Annotated in this window: 18 protein-coding genes; 14 read left to right on the top strand and 4 right to left on the bottom strand. The window is 71.7% G+C overall.

Annotation, left to right across the window (positions count from 1 at the left end; genetic code table 11):
- The first annotated feature begins 6 nt into the window (after nt 1-6).
- The 7 genes from ACLQ21_RS08795 (at nt 7) to ACLQ21_RS08765 (ending at nt 6,433) form a co-directional block, all read left to right on the top strand.
- On the top strand, nt 7-636 hold the full coding sequence (locus ACLQ21_RS08795; RefSeq protein WP_425662944.1) for a DNA-directed RNA polymerase subunit beta: 630 nt from the start codon (nt 7-9) through the stop codon (nt 634-636).
- Between the two features lie 88 nt (nt 637-724).
- Nucleotides 725-1,246: a hypothetical protein gene (locus ACLQ21_RS08790; RefSeq protein WP_425662943.1), complete on the top strand. Its 522-nt coding sequence runs from the start codon at nt 725-727 to the stop codon at nt 1,244-1,246.
- Between the two features lie 402 nt (nt 1,247-1,648).
- Nucleotides 1,649-2,770 carry a phosphate ABC transporter substrate-binding protein PstS gene (locus ACLQ21_RS08785; RefSeq protein ID WP_425662942.1) on the top strand — a complete coding sequence of 374 codons (1,122 nt, stop codon included), beginning with the start codon at nt 1,649-1,651 and terminating at the stop codon, nt 2,768-2,770.
- A gap of 116 nt (nt 2,771-2,886) precedes the next feature.
- On the top strand, nt 2,887-3,819 hold the full coding sequence (pstC, locus tag ACLQ21_RS08780) for a phosphate ABC transporter permease subunit PstC (protein WP_425662941.1): 933 nt from the start codon (nt 2,887-2,889) through the stop codon (nt 3,817-3,819).
- A 3-nt stretch (nt 3,820-3,822) separates the two neighbouring features.
- Nucleotides 3,823-4,920 carry a phosphate ABC transporter permease PstA gene (pstA, locus tag ACLQ21_RS08775; RefSeq protein WP_425662940.1) on the top strand — a complete coding sequence of 366 codons (1,098 nt, stop codon included), beginning with the start codon at nt 3,823-3,825 and terminating at the stop codon, nt 4,918-4,920.
- Between the two features lie 5 nt (nt 4,921-4,925).
- Nucleotides 4,926-5,705: a phosphate ABC transporter ATP-binding protein PstB gene (pstB, locus tag ACLQ21_RS08770; RefSeq protein WP_425662939.1), complete on the top strand. Its 780-nt coding sequence runs from the start codon at nt 4,926-4,928 to the stop codon at nt 5,703-5,705.
- Between the two features lie 140 nt (nt 5,706-5,845).
- On the top strand, nt 5,846-6,433 hold the full coding sequence (locus ACLQ21_RS08765; RefSeq protein WP_425662938.1) for a DapH/DapD/GlmU-related protein: 588 nt from the start codon (nt 5,846-5,848) through the stop codon (nt 6,431-6,433).
- An 84-nt stretch (nt 6,434-6,517) separates the two neighbouring features.
- Here the strand turns inward: ACLQ21_RS08765 and ACLQ21_RS08760 are convergent, their stop codons facing one another.
- Genes ACLQ21_RS08760 through ACLQ21_RS08745 form a run of 4 tightly spaced genes read right to left on the bottom strand, consistent with a single transcriptional unit; the run spans nt 6,518 to nt 11,244 of the window.
- Nucleotides 6,518-7,471, bottom strand: coding sequence for an NUDIX hydrolase (locus tag ACLQ21_RS08760; RefSeq protein ID WP_425662937.1), 954 nt, complete (start codon nt 7,469-7,471; stop codon nt 6,518-6,520).
- Between the two features lie 24 nt (nt 7,472-7,495).
- On the bottom strand, nt 7,496-9,751 hold the full coding sequence (locus ACLQ21_RS08755; RefSeq protein ID WP_425662936.1) for an RNA degradosome polyphosphate kinase: 2,256 nt from the start codon (nt 9,749-9,751) through the stop codon (nt 7,496-7,498).
- Nucleotides 9,752-9,763: 12 nt separating this feature from the next.
- On the bottom strand, nt 9,764-10,606 hold the full coding sequence (mshD, locus tag ACLQ21_RS08750) for a mycothiol synthase (protein WP_425662935.1): 843 nt from the start codon (nt 10,604-10,606) through the stop codon (nt 9,764-9,766).
- Complete coding sequence (locus tag ACLQ21_RS08745; protein WP_425662934.1) at nt 10,603-11,244, bottom strand: response regulator transcription factor; 642 nt, start codon at nt 11,242-11,244, stop codon at nt 10,603-10,605. Before ACLQ21_RS08745 ends, mshD begins: the two co-directional genes overlap by 4 nt.
- A gap of 142 nt (nt 11,245-11,386) precedes the next feature.
- Here ACLQ21_RS08745 and ACLQ21_RS08740 point away from each other — a divergent pair, with 142 nt between their 5' ends.
- The 7 genes from ACLQ21_RS08740 to ACLQ21_RS08710 all read left to right on the top strand — a co-directional run bounded on the left by ACLQ21_RS08740 (nt 11,387) and on the right by ACLQ21_RS08710 (nt 16,817).
- Complete coding sequence (locus ACLQ21_RS08740; protein WP_425662933.1) at nt 11,387-11,647, top strand: hypothetical protein; 261 nt, start codon at nt 11,387-11,389, stop codon at nt 11,645-11,647.
- 40 nt (nt 11,648-11,687) lie between these two features.
- Nucleotides 11,688-11,810 (top strand): hypothetical protein, encoded by a 123-nt coding sequence (locus ACLQ21_RS08735; protein ID WP_425662932.1) that lies wholly within the window; start codon nt 11,688-11,690, stop codon nt 11,808-11,810.
- Nucleotides 11,811-11,813: 3 nt separating this feature from the next.
- Entirely contained in the window at nt 11,814-12,431 is a 618-nt protein-coding gene (locus ACLQ21_RS08730; protein ID WP_425662931.1) for an FABP family protein, read from the top strand.
- Nucleotides 12,428-13,486, top strand: coding sequence for a YgfZ/GcvT domain-containing protein (locus ACLQ21_RS08725; protein ID WP_425662930.1), 1,059 nt, complete (start codon nt 12,428-12,430; stop codon nt 13,484-13,486). The genes ACLQ21_RS08730 and ACLQ21_RS08725 overlap by 4 nt, the downstream gene beginning before the upstream one ends.
- Before the next feature lie 220 nt (nt 13,487-13,706).
- Nucleotides 13,707-14,273, top strand: a complete 567-nt coding sequence (locus ACLQ21_RS08720) for a PadR family transcriptional regulator (RefSeq protein WP_425662929.1) — start codon at nt 13,707-13,709, stop codon at nt 14,271-14,273.
- A 38-nt stretch (nt 14,274-14,311) separates the two neighbouring features.
- A complete protein-coding gene (locus tag ACLQ21_RS08715; RefSeq protein ID WP_425662928.1) occupies nt 14,312-16,009 on the top strand; it encodes an ABC1 kinase family protein in 1,698 nt (565 codons plus the stop codon).
- A gap of 58 nt (nt 16,010-16,067) precedes the next feature.
- A complete protein-coding gene (locus ACLQ21_RS08710; RefSeq protein WP_425662927.1) occupies nt 16,068-16,817 on the top strand; it encodes a phosphoglyceromutase in 750 nt (249 codons plus the stop codon).
- Nucleotides 16,818-16,834 lie beyond the last annotated feature (17 nt).

Below are 16,834 nucleotides of genomic sequence, written 5' to 3'. Positions count from 1 at the left end.
GTCGGGATGGCTGAGCACTTCAAGCGCCCCACCCGCTTCTCGAACGACTGGTTCGCCCGCGTCGAGGGGGATGTCGATCCCGCGGTGCGCCTGCAGCTCGCGAGCGAGACGGCGCAGGCGCTGCTCGCCCGCGTGCGCTCCGGCGCCGACCCGGAGGTGGTCGAGCGCATCGTGCGCATCGCGCGCGACGATGGCATCGACACCGTCGCCGAGCTGTGGTCGCACGCGCGGCCGCACTCGCTGCCGGGCGCGCTGTGGCGCGTCAACCTGCTGCACGCGCTCGTGACGCAGCGCGCGGTCGAGTCGGCGCTGCTGTACCAGCAGGGGGCGGATGCGCTGCCGACGGCCGCGCCGGTCGTCGCGGGGGTCGCGGCGCCCGCCACCCCCGAGGAGCTCCGGGCGCTGTCAGAGACGATCCTGCGCGGCGTCTTCTCGGGCGACTTCGCGCTCGCGCTCGAGCGCGCGGCCGCCTTCGCGACCGTCACGGCGGCCGGCGCCGTCGAGGCGGCCCACATCGACGAGTCGACGCATCCGCAGCGTGCGAGCGAGCGGACCCGGCTCGCCGCCTCGCTCACCGACATCGCCGGTGACCTGCGGGTGTGCGCGCGGATGTGGCGCTCCGAGAGCCTCGTCTGACGGCTGCTTGCGGCCACTCGCGAGCGGGGCGGCAAGTAGGCTGAACTTGCCGATTGCGCAAAGTGTCGGCTCGGACAAGGAGACCGACATGGCACGCCGCCCGTTCGCCGCAGCGCTCGTTCTGGGCGCGAGCGCACTCGCCCTCACCGGCTGCATCCCGTTGCCGCCCGCGCTGCCTGCCACGCCGACGGCGGCGGCGCCGAGCGGATCGGCTGGGGTCTCGACGTACACGGTCGACGACAGGCTCGGCGACGTCTGGTCGTTCCGCGTCACCGGCGTCGTCGACAACCCGCCGCTGCGGATGGGCGAGCCGGAGCCGGGCACGCGCTTCATCGCCATCGTGATCGACGGCGAGCACATCGCCGGCAGCTTCGCCTTCAAGGACTGCTTCGACATGTTCATCCAGGGCACCGATGGAGAGCTCTACGACTTCGCCGACACCTTCACGACAGTGACGGCGGAGAACGACATCTACGAGGCCGACACCACGTCGTTCACGGGTGCGCACGCCGTCGTGCAGCTGCCCGAGGACGTCGACCCCGACCTCGTCGTCTTCCGCTCGCACTACGGGCACCCGCAGGTCGCCGACACGGTCATCGACGTGGAGTGAGCCGCGCGGCAGCGCGCGTCGGGTGCCCGGGGGAGAACCCTGGGCGCCCTGCGCATTCCCGCTGTCCCGACGCGTTCGCAGTGAGCGCATCCGGGTGCGTGTCGGGGTGCCGTTCGCTACCCTGGTGGAGCCGGGCCGCGTAACCCCGGGCTCCAATATTCGCCGCTGCGAGCGGCCTTCCGCCGAGAGGCGTTTCGCGGCCCGGCACTGTCGTCCCCGCTCCCGGCGTCCCTGCTCCCGGCGTTCCCGCTCCCGGATCCGGTCGAGCGTCCACGTTCACCCGCTGTTCACCTCCGCGGGGCCTGGCCGCCACCCTCGGTGCCTACCGTGAGATCGGCGTGCGGATGCGCGCCGCCCCAGGGCTCCCGTCCCTGCACCGAAGCACATCCCGAAGGGAACACCGTGAAGTTCACGAAGCTCGGCCGCGCTGCGGTCGTCGCAGCAGCCGGCACCATCCTGCTCAGCTCCTGCGCAGCCAACGAGCCCTCTGGCGCGGCCGATGGCACCGCACCCGCTGGGTCTGGCGCACCCGCGTCCTCGCTCTCCGGTGACCTCGCCGGCGCCGGTGCCTCGTCGATGGGCGCCGCTCAGGAGGCCTGGATCGCCGGCTTCCAGATGGAGAACCCCGACGTCAACGTGACGTACGACCCGGCCGGCTCCGGCGCGGGCCGCGAGCAGTTCATCTCCGGCGGCGTCTCGTTCGCCGGCTCCGACGCCGCGCTCAAGGACGAGGAGCTCGAGGGCACCTTCGCCGCGTGCGTCCCCGACACGCTCCCGGTCGACCTGCCGGTCTACATCTCGCCGATCGCCGTCATCTTCAACGTCGAGGGCGTCGACTCGCTGAACATGGACGCGTCGACGATCGCGAAGATCTTCTCCGGCCAGATCACGAACTGGAACGACCCGGCCATCGCGTCGCAGAACGAGGGCGTCACGCTGCCCGACGCGCCCATCTCGCCCGTGCACCGCTCGGACGACTCGGGCACGACCGAGAACTTCACCGAGTACCTGACCGCGACCGCCGAGTCCGACTGGACCGAGGGCGTGTTCGAGACCTGGCCGTCCGCCGCCTACAGCACCAGCGAGGGCGCACAGGGCACCTCGGGTGTCGTCGATGCTGTCACGAACGGCACCAACACGATCGGCTACGCCGACGCCTCGCGCGCCGGTGACCTCGGCACGGTCGCGCTGAAGGTCGGCGAGGAGTACGTGCCGTTCACCGCTGAGGCCGCAGCGGCCGCCGTCGACGTGTCGCCGCGCGTCGAAGGCCGCCACGAGGGCGACCTCGCCGTCGAGCTCGACCGCACCTCGACCGAGGCCGGCGTCTACCCGCTCGTGCTCATCTCCTACGCGATCGCCTGCACCGACTACACGGACGATGCCCAGGCCGAGCTCGTCAAGGGTTACCTGACGTACGTCGCGTCGGAGGCCGGCCAGCTCGCCGGTCAGGAGAACGCCGGCAACGCCCCGATCTCGGACGCGCTCCGCGGCGAGATCATGGCCGTCGTCGACACCATCCAGTAGTCGACCCTGACAGACTGAAGCATCGCGACTCCATCGTCGCAGCCGTCCGGCCGGGGCGCCCCATCGCCCCGGCCCGACGCGTTCCCCGGTCCCTTCCCGAATCTGCTGGGAGCCCCATGACCACCGCAGCACCGGTCGCTTCGAGAGCCGCGGCTCCGAATCGACCCGCCGACGTCATCTTCAAGGCGATCTCCACGACCGCCGGCGTCCTCATCCTCGTCGCGCTCGCCGGTGTCGCGATCTTCCTCGTCGCGCAGGCCGTGCCCGCGATCATCGGCCCGCTGCCCGAGGACGACAGCTTCCTCGCCTGGGTGTGGCCGCTCACGTTCGGCACGCTCTGGTCGGCGTTCCTCGCGATGGTGATCGCTGTGCCGCTCGCCATCGCGATCGCGCTGTTCATCACGCACTTCGCGCCGCGCCGCCTCGCCCAGGGCCTCGGCTATCTCATCGACCTGCTGGCTGCCATCCCCTCGGTCATCTACGGGCTGTGGGGCATCACGGTGCTCGCCCCGTTCATGCAGCCCGCGTACGCGTGGCTCGCCGACAACCTCGGCTGGCTCCCGCTGTTCACGCCCCCGGCATCCGGCACCGGCCGGACGATCCTCACCGCGGCCATCGTCCTCGCCGTCATGGTGCTGCCGATCATCACGGCGCTGTGCCGCGAGATCTTCCTGCAGACGCCTCGGCTGAACGAGGAGGCGGCGCTCGCGCTCGGCGCGACCCGCTGGGAGATGATCACGATGGCGGTGCTGCCGCACGGCCGCTCCGGCATCATCGCCTCCTCGATCCTCGGCCTCGGCCGCGCGCTCGGCGAGACCATGGCTGTCGCGATGGTGCTCGCCTCCGCGGGCGCCGTCACGTTCGTGCTCGTCGGCTCGCAGAACCCGTCGACGATCGCGGCAAACATCGCGCTGCGCTTCCCCGAGGCGCACGGCATCACCGTCAACATGCTGATCGGCTCCGGCCTCGTGCTGTTCGCGATCACGCTCGTCGTCAACGGCGTCTCGCGGTGGATCATCGCGAAGACGACCGTGGACGGAGGCAGGTAGCTCATGACCGTCACCACCACCGCCCCGGCCCCCGCGCCTCGCCGCGAGGTCGACAACCCGCTGACCGCCGGCCAGCTGCCGAAGTGGGGCCCTTGGGTGCTGCTCGGCGTCGCGCTCGTCATCGGCGCCGCCATCTCCGGGCTCGTCGCCGGTGCGAGCGGCACGTCGTTCAGCATCGTCTCGACCGTCGTGGTCGGCTACGTGCTGTACCTGATCGCGATCACGGTCGTGAGCCAGCTCATCGAGGGCGGTCGCAAGGCCACCGACCGGCTCGTCACGGGCGTCGTGGTGGGCGCCTTCCTGCTCGCGCTCCTGCCGCTCATCTCGCTCATCATCACCGTCGTGTCGAACGGCCTCGCGCGCTTCGACATCGAGTTCTTCACGTACTCGATGCGCAACGTGGTCGGCGAGGGCGGCGGCGTGCTGCACGCGATCGTCGGCACCGTGCTCGTCACGCTGTGGGCGGCGATCATCTCGGTGCCGGTCGGCATCTTCACGGCGATCTACCTGGTCGAGTACGGCCGTGGCAAGCTCTCGAAGGCCATCACGTTCTTCGTCGACGTCATGACGGGCATCCCATCGATCGTCGCCGGCCTGTTCGCGTACGCGCTGTTCGCGCTGTTCGCGGGGGAGGGCGTCCGCAGCGGCTTCGGTGGCGCGGTCGCGCTCAGCCTGCTCATGATCCCCACCGTCGTCCGCTCGACGGAGGAGATGCTGAAGCTCGTCCCGAACGACCTGCGCGAGGCGTCGCTCGCCCTCGGCGTGCCGAAGTGGCTGACGATCGCGAAGGTCGTGCTGCCGACGGCGCTCGCCGGCATCGTCACCGGCGTGACGCTCGCCATCGCCCGCGTCATCGGCGAGACCGCTCCGCTGCTCATCATCGCCGGCTTCACGACGAACATGAACTACAACGTGTTCGACGGCCGCATGATGACGCTCCCGGTGTTCGCCTACAACCAGTACGTCAGCCCCGGCGTGCAGGAGCAGGCCTACTTCGACCGGGCGTGGACCGCCGCGCTCGTGCTCATCCTCATCGTCATGCTGCTCAACATCGGCGCGCGCCTCATCGCGCACTTCTTCGCGCCGAAGTCCGGAAGGTAAGGAACATGTCCAAGCGCATCGAGATCAACGACCTCGACGTCTACTACGGCGACTTCAAAGCCGTCGAAGGGGTCTCGGTCGAGATCGAGCCCCGCAGCGTCACCGCGTTCATCGGGCCGTCGGGCTGCGGCAAGTCCACGGTGCTCCGCACGCTCAACCGGATGCACGAGGTCATCTCGGGCGCGTGGGTCGACGGCGAGGTGCTGCTCGACGGCGCCAACCTGTACGGGCCCGGCGTCGACCCGGTGAACGTGCGCCGCCAGATCGGCATGGTCTTCCAGCGCCCGAACCCGTTCCCGACCATGACGATCCGCGAGAACGTGCTCGCCGGCGTGCTGCTCAACAACCGGCGCATGTCGCGGAGCGACCAGGACGACCTGGTGGAGCGCTCGCTGCGCGGCGCCAACCTGTGGAACGAGGTCAAGGACCGCCTCGCGCTGCCCGGCTCCGGCCTCTCCGGCGGTCAGCAGCAGCGCCTCTGCATCGCCCGCGCCATCGCCGTCAGCCCCGACGTGCTGCTGATGGACGAGCCCTGCTCGGCGCTCGACCCGATCTCGACGCTCGCGATCGAGGACCTCATCGAGGAGCTCAAGCAGGAGTACACGATCGTGATCGTGACCCACAACATGCAGCAGGCGAGCCGCGTGAGCGACAAGACCGCGTTCTTCAACATCGCCGGCACCGGCAAGCCGGGCAAGCTCATCGAGCACGGCGACACGACGAGGATCTTCTCGAACCCGACCGTGCAGGCGACCGAGGACTACGTCTCGGGACGCTTCGGCTGATGCCCCCGTTGGTCGAGTAGGCCGCGAAGCGCCCGTATCCCCTTCCGTTGGTCGAGTAGGACGCGAAGCGCCCGCGTCCGCTTCCGTTGGTCGAGTAGGCCGCGAAGCGCCCGTATCGAGACCCGTCCTAGGCTGGCCGCGTGACGACCCTCCCCGAGTTCCTCGCCCACGTCGCCAGCGGCGTCACGATCACGGCCGGCTCGCCGGAGCACGACTTCATGCACCGGAGGGCGCAGGAGGCGCTGCGGATCGTCGCCGAGCTGAACGGCGGCTACCGCACCCCCGACGAGGTGCGCGCGCTGCTCGGCGAGCTCACCGGCAGGCCCGTGGATGCGTCGGTGACGGTCTTCCCGCCGTTCGGCTCGGAGTTCGGGCTGGGCCTCACCCTCGGCAAGGACGTCTTCATCAACATGGGCTGCCGCTTCCAGGACACCGGCGGCATCACGATCGGCGACGGCTCGCTCATCGGCCACGGCAGCACGCTCACGACGCTGAACCACGGCGTCGACCCCGAGCGGCGCGGCGACATGGAGCCCGCGCCCATCGTGATCGGCCGCAAGGTGTGGCTCGGCGCATCCGTCACCGTCGTGCCGGGCGTGACGATCGGCGACGGCGCGATCGTGGGTGCCGGCGCCGTCGTCACGAAGGACGTGCCCGCGAACGCGATCGTCGCGGGCGTGCCGGCCAGGCTCATCCGCATGACGGGCTTCGAGGCGACGGCCGACTGACGAGCGGACCCCACTTCGGTAGCCGGACCCGCGATCGCGGGTCCGCTCGCCGAACCCGGGTCCGCACGGCGGGCATGGGATGCGTCAGGGCACCGCGGGCGCGTGCGTCTCGAGCGCGACGAGCGCCGGCTCGTCGCCGGCGCTGACGTGCAGCACGGTGAACTCGGCTGTGTGCAGCATCGACGCGCGGTGGGTGCGCTCCGACTCGAGCCCGTTCGCGGCGTGCACGACCGCGGTGACGATCTCGGGGATGATCGGCGCGTGCGAGCACAGCACCGTGCCGCGTCGCTTGCGCACGGCCTTGCCGATGCGCTCCTCGAGGGCCGCCCGCGGGTCGACGGTCGACTCCTGGCTGATGTCGGCGGTCGCCTTCGCCGCCAGCCCGGTGAGCTCGGCGAGCGGTGCGACCGTCTGCCGGCAGCGCACGGCGTCCGACGTGACGATCCGCTGCACGCCGTACGCGGCGATGCCGGGAGCGACCGAGCGCGCCTGCCGCTCGCCTCGCTCGGTCAGCGGCCGGGACGCATCCGGACCCTCCCACGTGAACGCGTTGGCGGCCTTCGCGTGCCGCAGCGCGACGATCGGGAAGGTGCGCGCGTGGCCGGCGGCCAGCCGCTGCTCGAAGCGCTCGATGATGTGCACGTCGTGCTCGTAGGTGCAGCGCGCCTTCGCAGCCTCGATCGGCAGCCACGAGAGCTCGAGGATCTCGTCGTTCGGCGCGAACGGCGCGCGCGCCACCTCGTCCTCGTCGACGAACGCCTGCCAGTAGTAGACGACCTTGTCGCGCCCGTCGGGGAGGCGGTACTCGCTCGTGCCGAGCGGCGCGCCGAGAGCGATGCGCACACCCGTCTCCTCCTCGATCTCGCGCGCCGCGCATGCGGGCAGCGTCTCGCCGGGGTCGAGCTTGCCCTTCGGCAGCGAGTGGTCGCGGTGCTGCGTGCGCTCGACGAGCAGCACGAGCACCTCGCCGTCCACCTCGCGCCACACGAGCGCACCGGCGGCGAGCACGGGCTTCAGCGCCGCCAGGGGCGCGCTCATCGAGCCGCCCTCATCGGTCCGTCTTCATCGGCCCGGCCGCTTCCGTCGCTGGATCTGCAGCATCCGGTCGCGGTGCAAGTCGTCGAGCGGCGTGCCGTCCTCCGCGTAGAAGCGGCGCGTCCAGGTGCCGTCCGACTCCGCCCACCACGACGCCGTCTGCGGCGACATGGCCTTGTCGAAGTGCTGCAGGATGTCGCGCTTGTGCTCGCTCGACGTGAGCTGGATCAGCACCTCGACGCGGCGGTCGAGGTTGCGGTGCATCATGTCGGCCGAGCCGATGAACACCTCCTCGTCGCCGTCGTTCCAGAACGCGAACACGCGCGAGTGCTCGAGGTAGCGGCCGACGATCGAGCGGATGGTGATGCGCTCGCTGAGCCCCGGCACCCCGGGCTTGATCGAGCAGATGCCGCGCACCCAGATGTCGACGTCGACGCCGGCGCGGTTCGCGCGGTAGAGCGCGTCGATGATCTGCTCGTCGACGATGGAGTTGACCTTGATGCGGATGCGTGCGGTCCGGCCGTCGAGCGCCGCGGCCGTCTCGCGCTCGATGCGCTGCAGCAGCCCCTTGCGCAGGTGCCTGGGGGCGACGAGCAGCCGCTGGTACGACTTCTCCCTCGCGTAGCCCGAGAGCTCGTTGAACAGCCGGGTGATGTCGCGCCCGACCTGGTCGTTGTCGGTGAAGAGGCCGAAGTCCTCGTAGATGCGGCTCGTCTTCGGGTTGTAGTTGCCCGTGCCGATGTGGCAGTAGCTGCGCAGCCGGCCGCTCTCGCGCCGCACGATCATCATGAGCTTGCAGTGCGTCTTGAGGCCGACGATGCCGTAGACGACGTGCACGCCTGCGCGCTCGAGCTGGCGCGCCCAGCGGATGTTCGCCTGCTCGTCGAAGCGTGCCTTCACCTCGACGAGGGCGAGCACCTGCTTGCCGGCGGCCGCGGCGCGGATGAGCGCGGCGACCACGGGGGAGTCGCCCGACGTGCGGTACAGCGTCTGCTTGATGGCGAGCACGTCGGGGTCGTCAGCCGCCTGCTCCAGCAGCGCCTGCACGCTCGTCGCGAACGACTCGTACGGGTGATGGACGAGCACGTCCTTGCGCGTGATGGACTGGAAGAAGTCGGTCCGCTCGTCCTGGTCGGTAGGCAGGAAGGCGGCCGCGGTGACGGGCACCCGCTTCGTGTAGCGCAGGTCGGGTCGGTCGAGCCCCGCGAGCTGGAACAGTCCGCTCAGGTCGAGCAGTCCCGGCAGCTTGTAGACCTCGAGGTCGGTGATGCCCAGCTCGTCGACGAGCAGCTCGAAGGTGTCGTCGTCGATGTCCTCGGAGACCTCGAGGCGGATGGGCGGGCCGAACTTGCGGCGCGAGAGCTCGTGCTCGAGCGCCTGGATGAGGTTCTCGGTCTCGTCCTCGTCGATCGTCACGTCCTCGTTGCGCGTGACTCGGAACGCGTGGTGCTCGACGATCTCCATGCCCGAGAACACCTCGTCGAGGTTGTTCGCGATGAGCTCCTCGAGCGGCAGGAACCGCTGCGAGTGGCCCACGCGGGGCAGCTCGACGAAGCGCGGCAGCACGGCGGGCACCTTCAGCCTGGCGAACTGGTCCTCCGGCTCCCCAGGCACGCGCACGCGCACCGCGAGGTTGAGCGACAGGCCCGAGATGTAGGGGAACGGATGCGCAGGGTCGACCGCGAGGGGCATGAGCACGGGGAAGATCTCGGCCTCGAACCGCGCCGACATCGCCTCCTGCTCGGCGTGCGTCAGCTCGTGCCACGTGACTGCGCTGATGCCCGCGGCCTCGAGCTCGGGCTGGAAGGAATCGCGCGCGATGCGCGCGTGGCGCAGCTGCAGGTCGTGGGCGCGCTGCACGATCTGCGCGAGGAGCGCCGCCGGGGCGATGCCCACGTTGGTGGGCACGGCGAGGCCGGTCGCGATGCGGCGCTTGAGGCCGGCTACCCGCACCATGAAGAACTCGTCGAGGTTCGACGCGAAGATCGCCAGGAAGTTGGCGCGCTCGAGCAGCGGCGTGAGCGGGTCCTCGGCCATCTCGAGCACGCGCTCGTTGAACGCGAGCCATGAGAGCTCGCGGTCGAGGAACCGGTCGGCGGGGAGGCCGTCGTCGGTCTCGCCGCCCTGCAGCTCCGCCGACCAGTCGAGCTCGGCGTCATAGTCGTCGAAGTCGGCCGCGTTCGCGTCGTGGAAGCTCTGCTCCTCCTCGAGCGTCCTGGTGGTGCGCTCGACCCTGAGCTCCTCGCCGGGGTGACCTGTGCCTGCCACGATGCCGTCCGTCATGCAGCAATCATGTCAACCATCGCTGGACGGCGCGTGCCTCCATCGCACATCGATCGCCCACTGGCGGAAGCCGGATCGCTCGTAGAGCGCGAGCGCGGGCGCGTTGTCGCCCTCGACGTAGAGGTGCGCGGTCGACGCGCCCAGGGCGCGCATCCGCACGAACGCGGCCGACAGCATCCGCCGTCCGAGGCCCGCGCCCTGGCTCGACGGGGAGACGCCCAGCACGTACAGCTCGGCGATGTCGCCGTCGGCGGGCTTCACCCACGCGAAGCCGTCGAGGCCGCCACCCGACGAACCCGTGCCATCGGCGACCACGAGGTTGGCGTCGTCGTGCCACGGCTCGGCCATGCGCGCGGCAAGGTCGTCCGCCGACATGCGGCCCTGCTCGGGGTGGTCGGCGAACGCGGCGGCGTTGAGGGCGAGCAAGGCGGATGCGTCGGCGGGCTCGAAGGGGCGCACGCCCTCGGGCAGGCGGTCGGGCTCGCTCGGCGCCGGCGGCACTGGGGCGCGCAGCTGCAGCAGCGTGCGCACGCGCTCCATGCCGAGCGACGCGGCGATCGCGCGCGCGGCCGGCAGGTCGCCGTGCGACCAGGCGTCGAAGGCGCCGAGCTCCGCGGCGACGCGGCGAGCGAGCTCGCCGCCGCGGCCCTGCCCGCGAGCGCTCGGCGCGACCGCGAGCTCGACCTCGCGATCGCGATCGCTCACCACGGCGAGCGCGACCGCGTCGCCGATCGTGCGACGCTCGCCGCGCTCGAGCTCGACGAGCGCCTGGTCGTTGAAGGGCGGCACGCCGTCGTGCTCGGCGCACGCGGCGGCGAGCGCGCGGGCGAGGTCGATGGCTGTCTGCTCGGTCATGCGTCCACCAGCTCGAATCGGTAGCCGACGCCCCGCACCGTGCCGATGACGCTCTCGAGGTCGCCGAGCTTCGCGCGCAGGCGCCGCACGTGTACGTCGACGGTGCGCGTGCCGCCGTAGTAGTCGTAGCCCCACACTTCGCTCAGCAGCTGCTCGCGGGTGAAGACGCGCGCCGGGTGCGAGGCGAGGAAGCGCAGCAGCTCGAACTCCTTGTACGTGAGGTCGACGGGGCGGCCGTCGACCTTCGCCTGGTAGCTCGCCTCGTCGATCGAGAGCCCGCTCGCCACGATCGGGCCGCTCTCCTTGACGCTCGTGATGGCGAGTCGGATGCGCGCCTCGAGCTCGGCCGGACCGGCCGAGTCGAGCACGATGTCGGTCACGCCCCAGTCGGCGGTGACGGCCGCGAAGCCGCCCTCGGCGAGCACGAGCAGCAGCGGCACGGTGTCGCCCTCGAGGAGCTTGCACAGGTGCTTGGCGGCGGCCAGCTCGGTCGCCCCGTCGACGACGAGCACGTCGGCGTCGGGGGCGTGCGCGACTGCCTCCGCGTTCCCGGGCAGCATGGTGACACGGTGCTCGAGCAGCTCCAGGCCCGGCAGCACACCCCGGTCGCGGCGGGTGAAGATCACGACGTGCGCCATCCAGCCTCCTGCCTGCATCGATCCTAGAGGTCGGCAAGCGGCGGCTCGTGCCATGCCCGGGCTGGGGCCCGATCGCGCCGTCGTGGGGCACGACCAGCCACCCGGTGGGACACGATGAGCCCGGGTGAGACACAATGAAGCCGTGTCGTGGCAATGGGGGAGCGTCTGGCCCGTCTGGGCCCTCGCCCTCGTCGGCGCGGTCCTCGTCGGGGTGCTGCAGCCGTCCGACGGCATCGTGTGGCTGCCGATCGTGCTCGGCGGGTGCACGCTGACGGCCTTCGCGATCCAGCTGGGCGGACCCACCGTGCCGGGTCTCGTCGACCGGCTCGCGGCGGCCGTCGTGGGCTCGGTCGTGATCCTCGCGGTGGCGAGCGCGATCCTCGTGCCGCTGTCGCTGCTGTAGGGCTCCCTGCGCTGCAGCGGAAGTCGGCTACGATCGAGCCATGGCTGGAATCCCCATCGTCGCCCTCGAGATCTTCTATCTGAGCCTGCTCGGCCTCGCGATGCTGGCGATCTTCGGCGTCTCGTTCGTCGTCATCCGCAACCTCTTCAGGGGCCAGCGCTAAGCGATGCTCGAGCTCGATCCCACGCTCCCGGCCGAGCTGGGGCCGCTGCAGTGGCTCATCGGCACGTGGGAGGGCACCGGCGTCCTCTCGTTCCCGGTCGGCGACCGCACGATCGAGCACGAGTTCGCCCAGCGCGTCTCGTTCGCGCACCACGGCCACCCCTACCTCGCCTACGAGGCGTACGCGTGGCAGCTCGATGAGGAGCTGACGCCGCTCGCCGCCGAGACCGGCTTCTGGCGCCTCGCGCGCCCCGCCAACGCGGCCGACGCCGGACCGGGCATGCTGCCGCCCGAGGGTGAGCCGGCCTATCCCGACGCCTCCGCTGTCGAGGCGCTGCGCCGGCCCGACGGCGCCTTCGAGCTGCAGGCCCTCATCGCGCACCCGACCGGCGTCGCGGAGCTCTACCTCGGCACGATCGCCGGCCCGCGCATCGACCTCGCCACCGACGCCGTGCTGCGCGGTGCGAGCGCGAAGGAGCACACGGCATCCACCCGCATGCTCGGGCTCGTCGACCAGCACCTCCTCTGGGCGTGGGACCTCGCGGCGCTCGGGCAGGGGCTCGAGAGCCATGCGTCCGCGCGGCTCGCGCGCGTCGTGCCGAGCGAGGCGAACGAGCAGTGATCGCGCCAGAGCTCGCCCGCCGCATCCCCGACGCCGTGCTGGGCGACGACGGGCTGCCGCTGCACGTCGGCAACCCGATGGCCGAGCAGCGCCGACTGCGCCGCGACGCGCTCGTGCTGCTGCCGCGCGACGTGCTGCGGCTCACCGGCCCCGACCGGCTGCCGTGGCTCGACTCGATCACCTCGCAGGCGGTCGAGCGGCTGCCCGCCGGCGCGTCGACCGAGTCGCTCGTGCTCTCGCCCGAGGGGCGCATCGAGCACGTGCTGCGGCTGCGCGAGACCGGCGACGCGCTGTGGATCATCGTCGACGCGGGCGCGGGCGACGCGCTCGAGACGTGGCTGACGCGGATGCGGTTCTTCAAGGAGGTCGGCATCGAGCGGCCCGAGGTGGTCGTCGTCGGCGCCGCCGGCGAGCCGGCCGGCGAGCTCGCGTGGATCGACGGCTGGCCGGAGGTCGCGCCCGGCGGCGTGCGCTACGGCGAGCCGACGGGGGAGCCGTGGCGTTGGTCGGAGGCGATCCTGACCTCCGCCGAGGCGGAGGCGCTCGACCCGGCGCGCTTCGTCGGCACGCTCGCGGCGGATGCGCTGCGCATCGCCGCGGGTCGCCCGTCGCTCGCCGAGGTCGACGAGCGCACGATCCCGCACGAGCTGGACTGGCTCACGACCGCCGTGCACCTCGCCAAGGGCTGCTACCGCGGCCAGGAGACGGTCGCGAAGGTGCACAACCTCGGCGCCCCGCCGCGCCGGGTCGTGCTCCTGCACCTCGACGGCAGCCAGAACGCGCCCGTCGCGGCCGGCGACCCGGTGCTGCGCGGCGACGCCGAGGTGGGCGCGGTGACGTCCGCCGCGATGCACGACGAGCTCGGGCCGATCGCGCTCGCGGTCGTGAAGCGCGCTACCCCGACCGACCAGGACCTCACGGTGCGCACGGCCGACGGCGTCGCGGTCGCCGCAGGGCAGCAGGTGCTCGTGCCGCCGACCGCCGGCCACGCGCACCGCCCGCCGAGGCTGCCGCGATTGGGCGCCGTGCAGCGCCCGACGGCCCCGCCCGCGTAGCGGCGGCCTCCGCGATCCCGACGCCCTCGCCGCTCCGCCGCAACAGGAGTGGCGGGTTGCTGCTGGAGTGGCGCGCCACGACTGCAAGAGGTCGCCACCCTGCCCGCGCAGCCCGGGCCCTGCGCGTGGCGCGGGAGCCGACCCCTTCCGCTCGCGGCCTCAGCGACATATCGTTGACTATCGTCGAGACGCGATGACGCGACGACGCGAGGAGGACATCATGCATGGATCATTCTCAGGCGGCGGCTTCGCCGGCGGTCCGCGCGGCTACGGCGACGGCCGGCCGGGCTCGAACGTGTGGGAGGCGATGGACCAGCTGCGCTCCGCGTTCGAGCGGCGCGGCGGCCAGCGGATGGGTCGGGGCGACGTGCGCGCCGCCGTGCTCGCGCTGCTCGCGGAGCGGCCGATGCACGGCTACCAGATCATCCAGGAGATCGAGGAGCGCTCCGGCGGCGCCTGGAAGCCGAGCCCCGGCTCGGTCTACCCGACGCTCCAGCTGCTCGCCGACGAAGGGCTCATCACCGCCGAGGAGGCGAACGGCCGCAAGACCTATGCCCTGACCGAGGGCGGCAGGGCGGAGGCGGCTGCGGCCGCGGACCGCCAGGCGCCGTGGCTCGCCTCCAGCGAGCGCGAGGGCGGCTTCTCGGCGCTGCCGAGGGCGGGCATGGAGCTCGCGCAGGCAGCCGCCCAGGTCGGGCGCACGGGCACTCCCGAGCAGGTGCAGCAAGCGGTCACCGTGCTCGACGAGGCGCGCCGTAGGCTCTACTCGATCCTCGCTCAGGACTGACCCGGGTGCCAGCCGCACGTCGGGCGCTAGGAGAGACGATGCCCGACGTCGGCAGCTCACGTGCGCGCTACCGCCGCATCCTGCGCTTCGCGGCGCGCCACCTCGCGGCGATGTGGTGGTTCGAGCTCTTCCTGCCGCGCATCGGGCTCGCGGGGATCGCCGCGCGCACGCGCAGCGCCCGCCTCACCCGACTCGCCCGCCGCTTCCACGCGCTCGCCGTCGACCTCGGCGGACTCATGATCAAGGTCGGGCAGTTCATGTCGTCGCGGCTCGACGTGCTGCCGCCCGAGATCACGCGCGAGCTCGAGGGCCTGCAGGACGAGGCGCCCGCGGTGCCCTTCCCGTTGATCCGCGACCTCGCCGAGCGCGAGCTCGGCATGCCGCTCGCGCGCGCCTACGGCTCGATCGAGCCCTCGCCGGTCGCCGCGGCGTCGCTCGGGCAGGCGCACCGCGCGACGCTCGCCGAGATCGACACCGCCGACACCGGAATCACCGCCGCCGTCGTCAAGGTGCAGCGACCGGGCATCGACGTGATCGTCGACGTCGACCTCGCCGCGCTCCGCCGTGTGGGCGGGTGGCTGCGGCGCGTGCGGATCGTCGCCGACCGCGTCGACGTGCCCGCGCTCATCGAGGAGTTCGCGGTCACGAGCCTGCACGAGATCGACTACCTGCACGAGGCGGCGAACGCCGAGCGCTTCGCCGCCGACTTCGCGGGCGACCCGCGCGTGCGGGTGCCCGAGATCATCTGGGAGCGCACCACGCGCCGCGTGCTGACGCTCTCCGACGTCTCAGCGATCAAGATCACCGACGTCGAGGGCCTCCGCGCGGCCGGCATCGACCCGTCGGCCGTCGCGCACGCGTTCGCCGCCGTCATGTTCGACCAGTTCTTCTCGCACGGCTTCTTCCACGCCGACCCGCACCCCGGCAACCTGTTCGTCACGCCGACGGGTGCGGCGGCGGATGCGTCCGGCCCGGCCTGGCAGCTGACGTTCGTCGACTTCGGGATGATGGGCGAGGTGCCGAGCGGCACGCGCAGGGGACTACGCCGGCTGCTGATCGCCGCCGCCGGGCGCGACGGCAAGGGGCTCGTCGACGCGATCCGCGACGTCGGCGCGCTGCTGCCCACCGCCGACACGGGCGAGCTCGAGCGCGCGATGACGCACGCGTTCGCCCGCTTCGGCGGCATGGGCTTCGCCGAGCTGCGCGACGTCGATCCGCGCGAGTTCCGCGACTTCGCGATCGAGTTCCAGGACCTCATGCGCTCGCTGCCGTTCCAGCTGCCCGAGGACTTCATGCTCATCATCCGCGCGATGGGGCTCACGTCGGGCGTATGCAGCTCGCTCGACCCCGCGTTCAACCTCTGGGACTCGGTCGAGCCCTACGCGGCGCAGCTGCTGCGCGACGAGCGCGGCAGCGTCGTGCAGGGGTTCGCGCAGGAGGCGCTCGCGACGGCCGGTGTGATCGCGCGGCTGCCGCAGCGGTTGGATGCGGTGATCACCAGGGTCGAGGAAGGCAGGGTCGCGATCACCACCCCGCGACTCGAGCGACGGGTCGCGCGGCTCGAGCGCTCCGTCACCCGCCTCGCGTCGGCGATCCTGTTCGCGGGGCTGCTGCTCGCCGGCGCGCTGCTGCGCCCCGACGACGCCGTGCTCGGCGCGGTGCTCATGGCGGCATCGGCCGTGCCGCTCGTGCACGTCGTGGTCGCACCCATCCTCGGCCGCCACGGTCCCGACTGACCGCGCGCCGAGGCATCCGAACCGCGGATCGGCACCTGCTCGCAACTAGGCTGGCGGCATGACCGAGCGCACCCTCATCCTGCTCCGCCACGGCCAGTCGACCTGGAACGAGAAGAACCTGTTCACCGGCTGGGTCGACGTCCGGCTCACGCCCAAGGGCGAGGAGGAGGCGAAGCGCGGCGGCGAGCTGCTGCGCGAGCGCGACCTGCTGCCCGACGTGCTCTACACGTCGCTCCTGACCCGGGCCATCCAGACCGCCAACATCGCGCTCGACGCGGCCGACCGCTCGTGGATCCCGGTGACGCGCTCGTGGCGCCTCAACGAGCGCCACTACGGCGACCTGCAGGGCAAGGACAAGGCCGAGACCCTCGAGCAGTACGGCGAGGACCAGTTCATGCTCTGGCGCCGCTCGTTCGACACCCCGCCGCCGCCCATCGCCGCCGACAACGAGTACTCGCAGGCGGGCGACCCCCGCTACGCCGACATCGACGGCGACGTGCCCGCGACCGAGTGCCTCAAGGACGTCATCGAGCGCTTCCTGCCGTACTGGGAGTCGACGATCACGGACGACCTCGACGCGGGCAAGACCGTGCTCGTGACGGCGCACGGCAACTCGCTGCGCGCGCTCGTCAAGCACCTCGAGAGCATCTCCGACGACGACATCGCGGCCCTCAACATCCCCACCGGCATCCCGCTCGTCTACCGGCTCGGCGACGACAACATGCCGCTGGGCCCGGGGGAGTACCTCGACCCCGAGGCGGCCGCCGCCGGTGCCGCCGCGGTCGCGAGCCAGGGCAGCAAGCACTGAGCAGGGAGCACTGACCC

Source organism: Agrococcus sp. DT81.2 (assembly GCF_049844935.1).
Taxonomy (GTDB): domain Bacteria; phylum Actinomycetota; class Actinomycetes; order Actinomycetales; family Microbacteriaceae; genus Agrococcus.
Note: the sequence above shows the minus strand (reverse complement) of the source record. Positions and strands in the feature narration are given on the sequence as shown.

Bases quoted from the DNA above. Each gene is read 5' to 3' on its own strand.
- ACLQ21_RS08760 (WP_425662937.1), bottom strand. From the start codon at position 7,471: ATGAGCGCGCCCCTGGCGGCGCTGAAGCCCGTGCTCGCCGCCGGTGCG.
- pstC (WP_425662941.1), top strand. From the start codon at position 2,887: ATGACCACCGCAGCACCGGTCGCTTCGAGAGCCGCGGCTCCGAATCGA.
- ACLQ21_RS08745 (WP_425662934.1), bottom strand. From the start codon at position 11,244: ATGGCGCACGTCGTGATCTTCACCCGCCGCGACCGGGGTGTGCTGCCG.
- ACLQ21_RS08790 (WP_425662943.1), top strand. From the start codon at position 725: ATGGCACGCCGCCCGTTCGCCGCAGCGCTCGTTCTGGGCGCGAGCGCA.
- ACLQ21_RS08720 (WP_425662929.1), top strand. From the start codon at position 13,707: ATGCATGGATCATTCTCAGGCGGCGGCTTCGCCGGCGGTCCGCGCGGC.
- ACLQ21_RS08795 (WP_425662944.1), top strand. From the start codon at position 7: ATGGCTGAGCACTTCAAGCGCCCCACCCGCTTCTCGAACGACTGGTTC.
- ACLQ21_RS08735 (WP_425662932.1), top strand. From the start codon at position 11,688: ATGGCTGGAATCCCCATCGTCGCCCTCGAGATCTTCTATCTGAGCCTG.
- ACLQ21_RS08710 (WP_425662927.1), top strand. From the start codon at position 16,068: ATGACCGAGCGCACCCTCATCCTGCTCCGCCACGGCCAGTCGACCTGG.
- ACLQ21_RS08715 (WP_425662928.1), top strand. From the start codon at position 14,312: ATGCCCGACGTCGGCAGCTCACGTGCGCGCTACCGCCGCATCCTGCGC.
- pstA (WP_425662940.1), top strand. From the start codon at position 3,823: ATGACCGTCACCACCACCGCCCCGGCCCCCGCGCCTCGCCGCGAGGTC.
- ACLQ21_RS08755 (WP_425662936.1), bottom strand. From the start codon at position 9,751: ATGACGGACGGCATCGTGGCAGGCACAGGTCACCCCGGCGAGGAGCTC.
- pstB (WP_425662939.1), top strand. From the start codon at position 4,926: ATGTCCAAGCGCATCGAGATCAACGACCTCGACGTCTACTACGGCGAC.
- mshD (WP_425662935.1), bottom strand. From the start codon at position 10,606: ATGACCGAGCAGACAGCCATCGACCTCGCCCGCGCGCTCGCCGCCGCG.
- ACLQ21_RS08730 (WP_425662931.1), top strand. From the start codon at position 11,814: ATGCTCGAGCTCGATCCCACGCTCCCGGCCGAGCTGGGGCCGCTGCAG.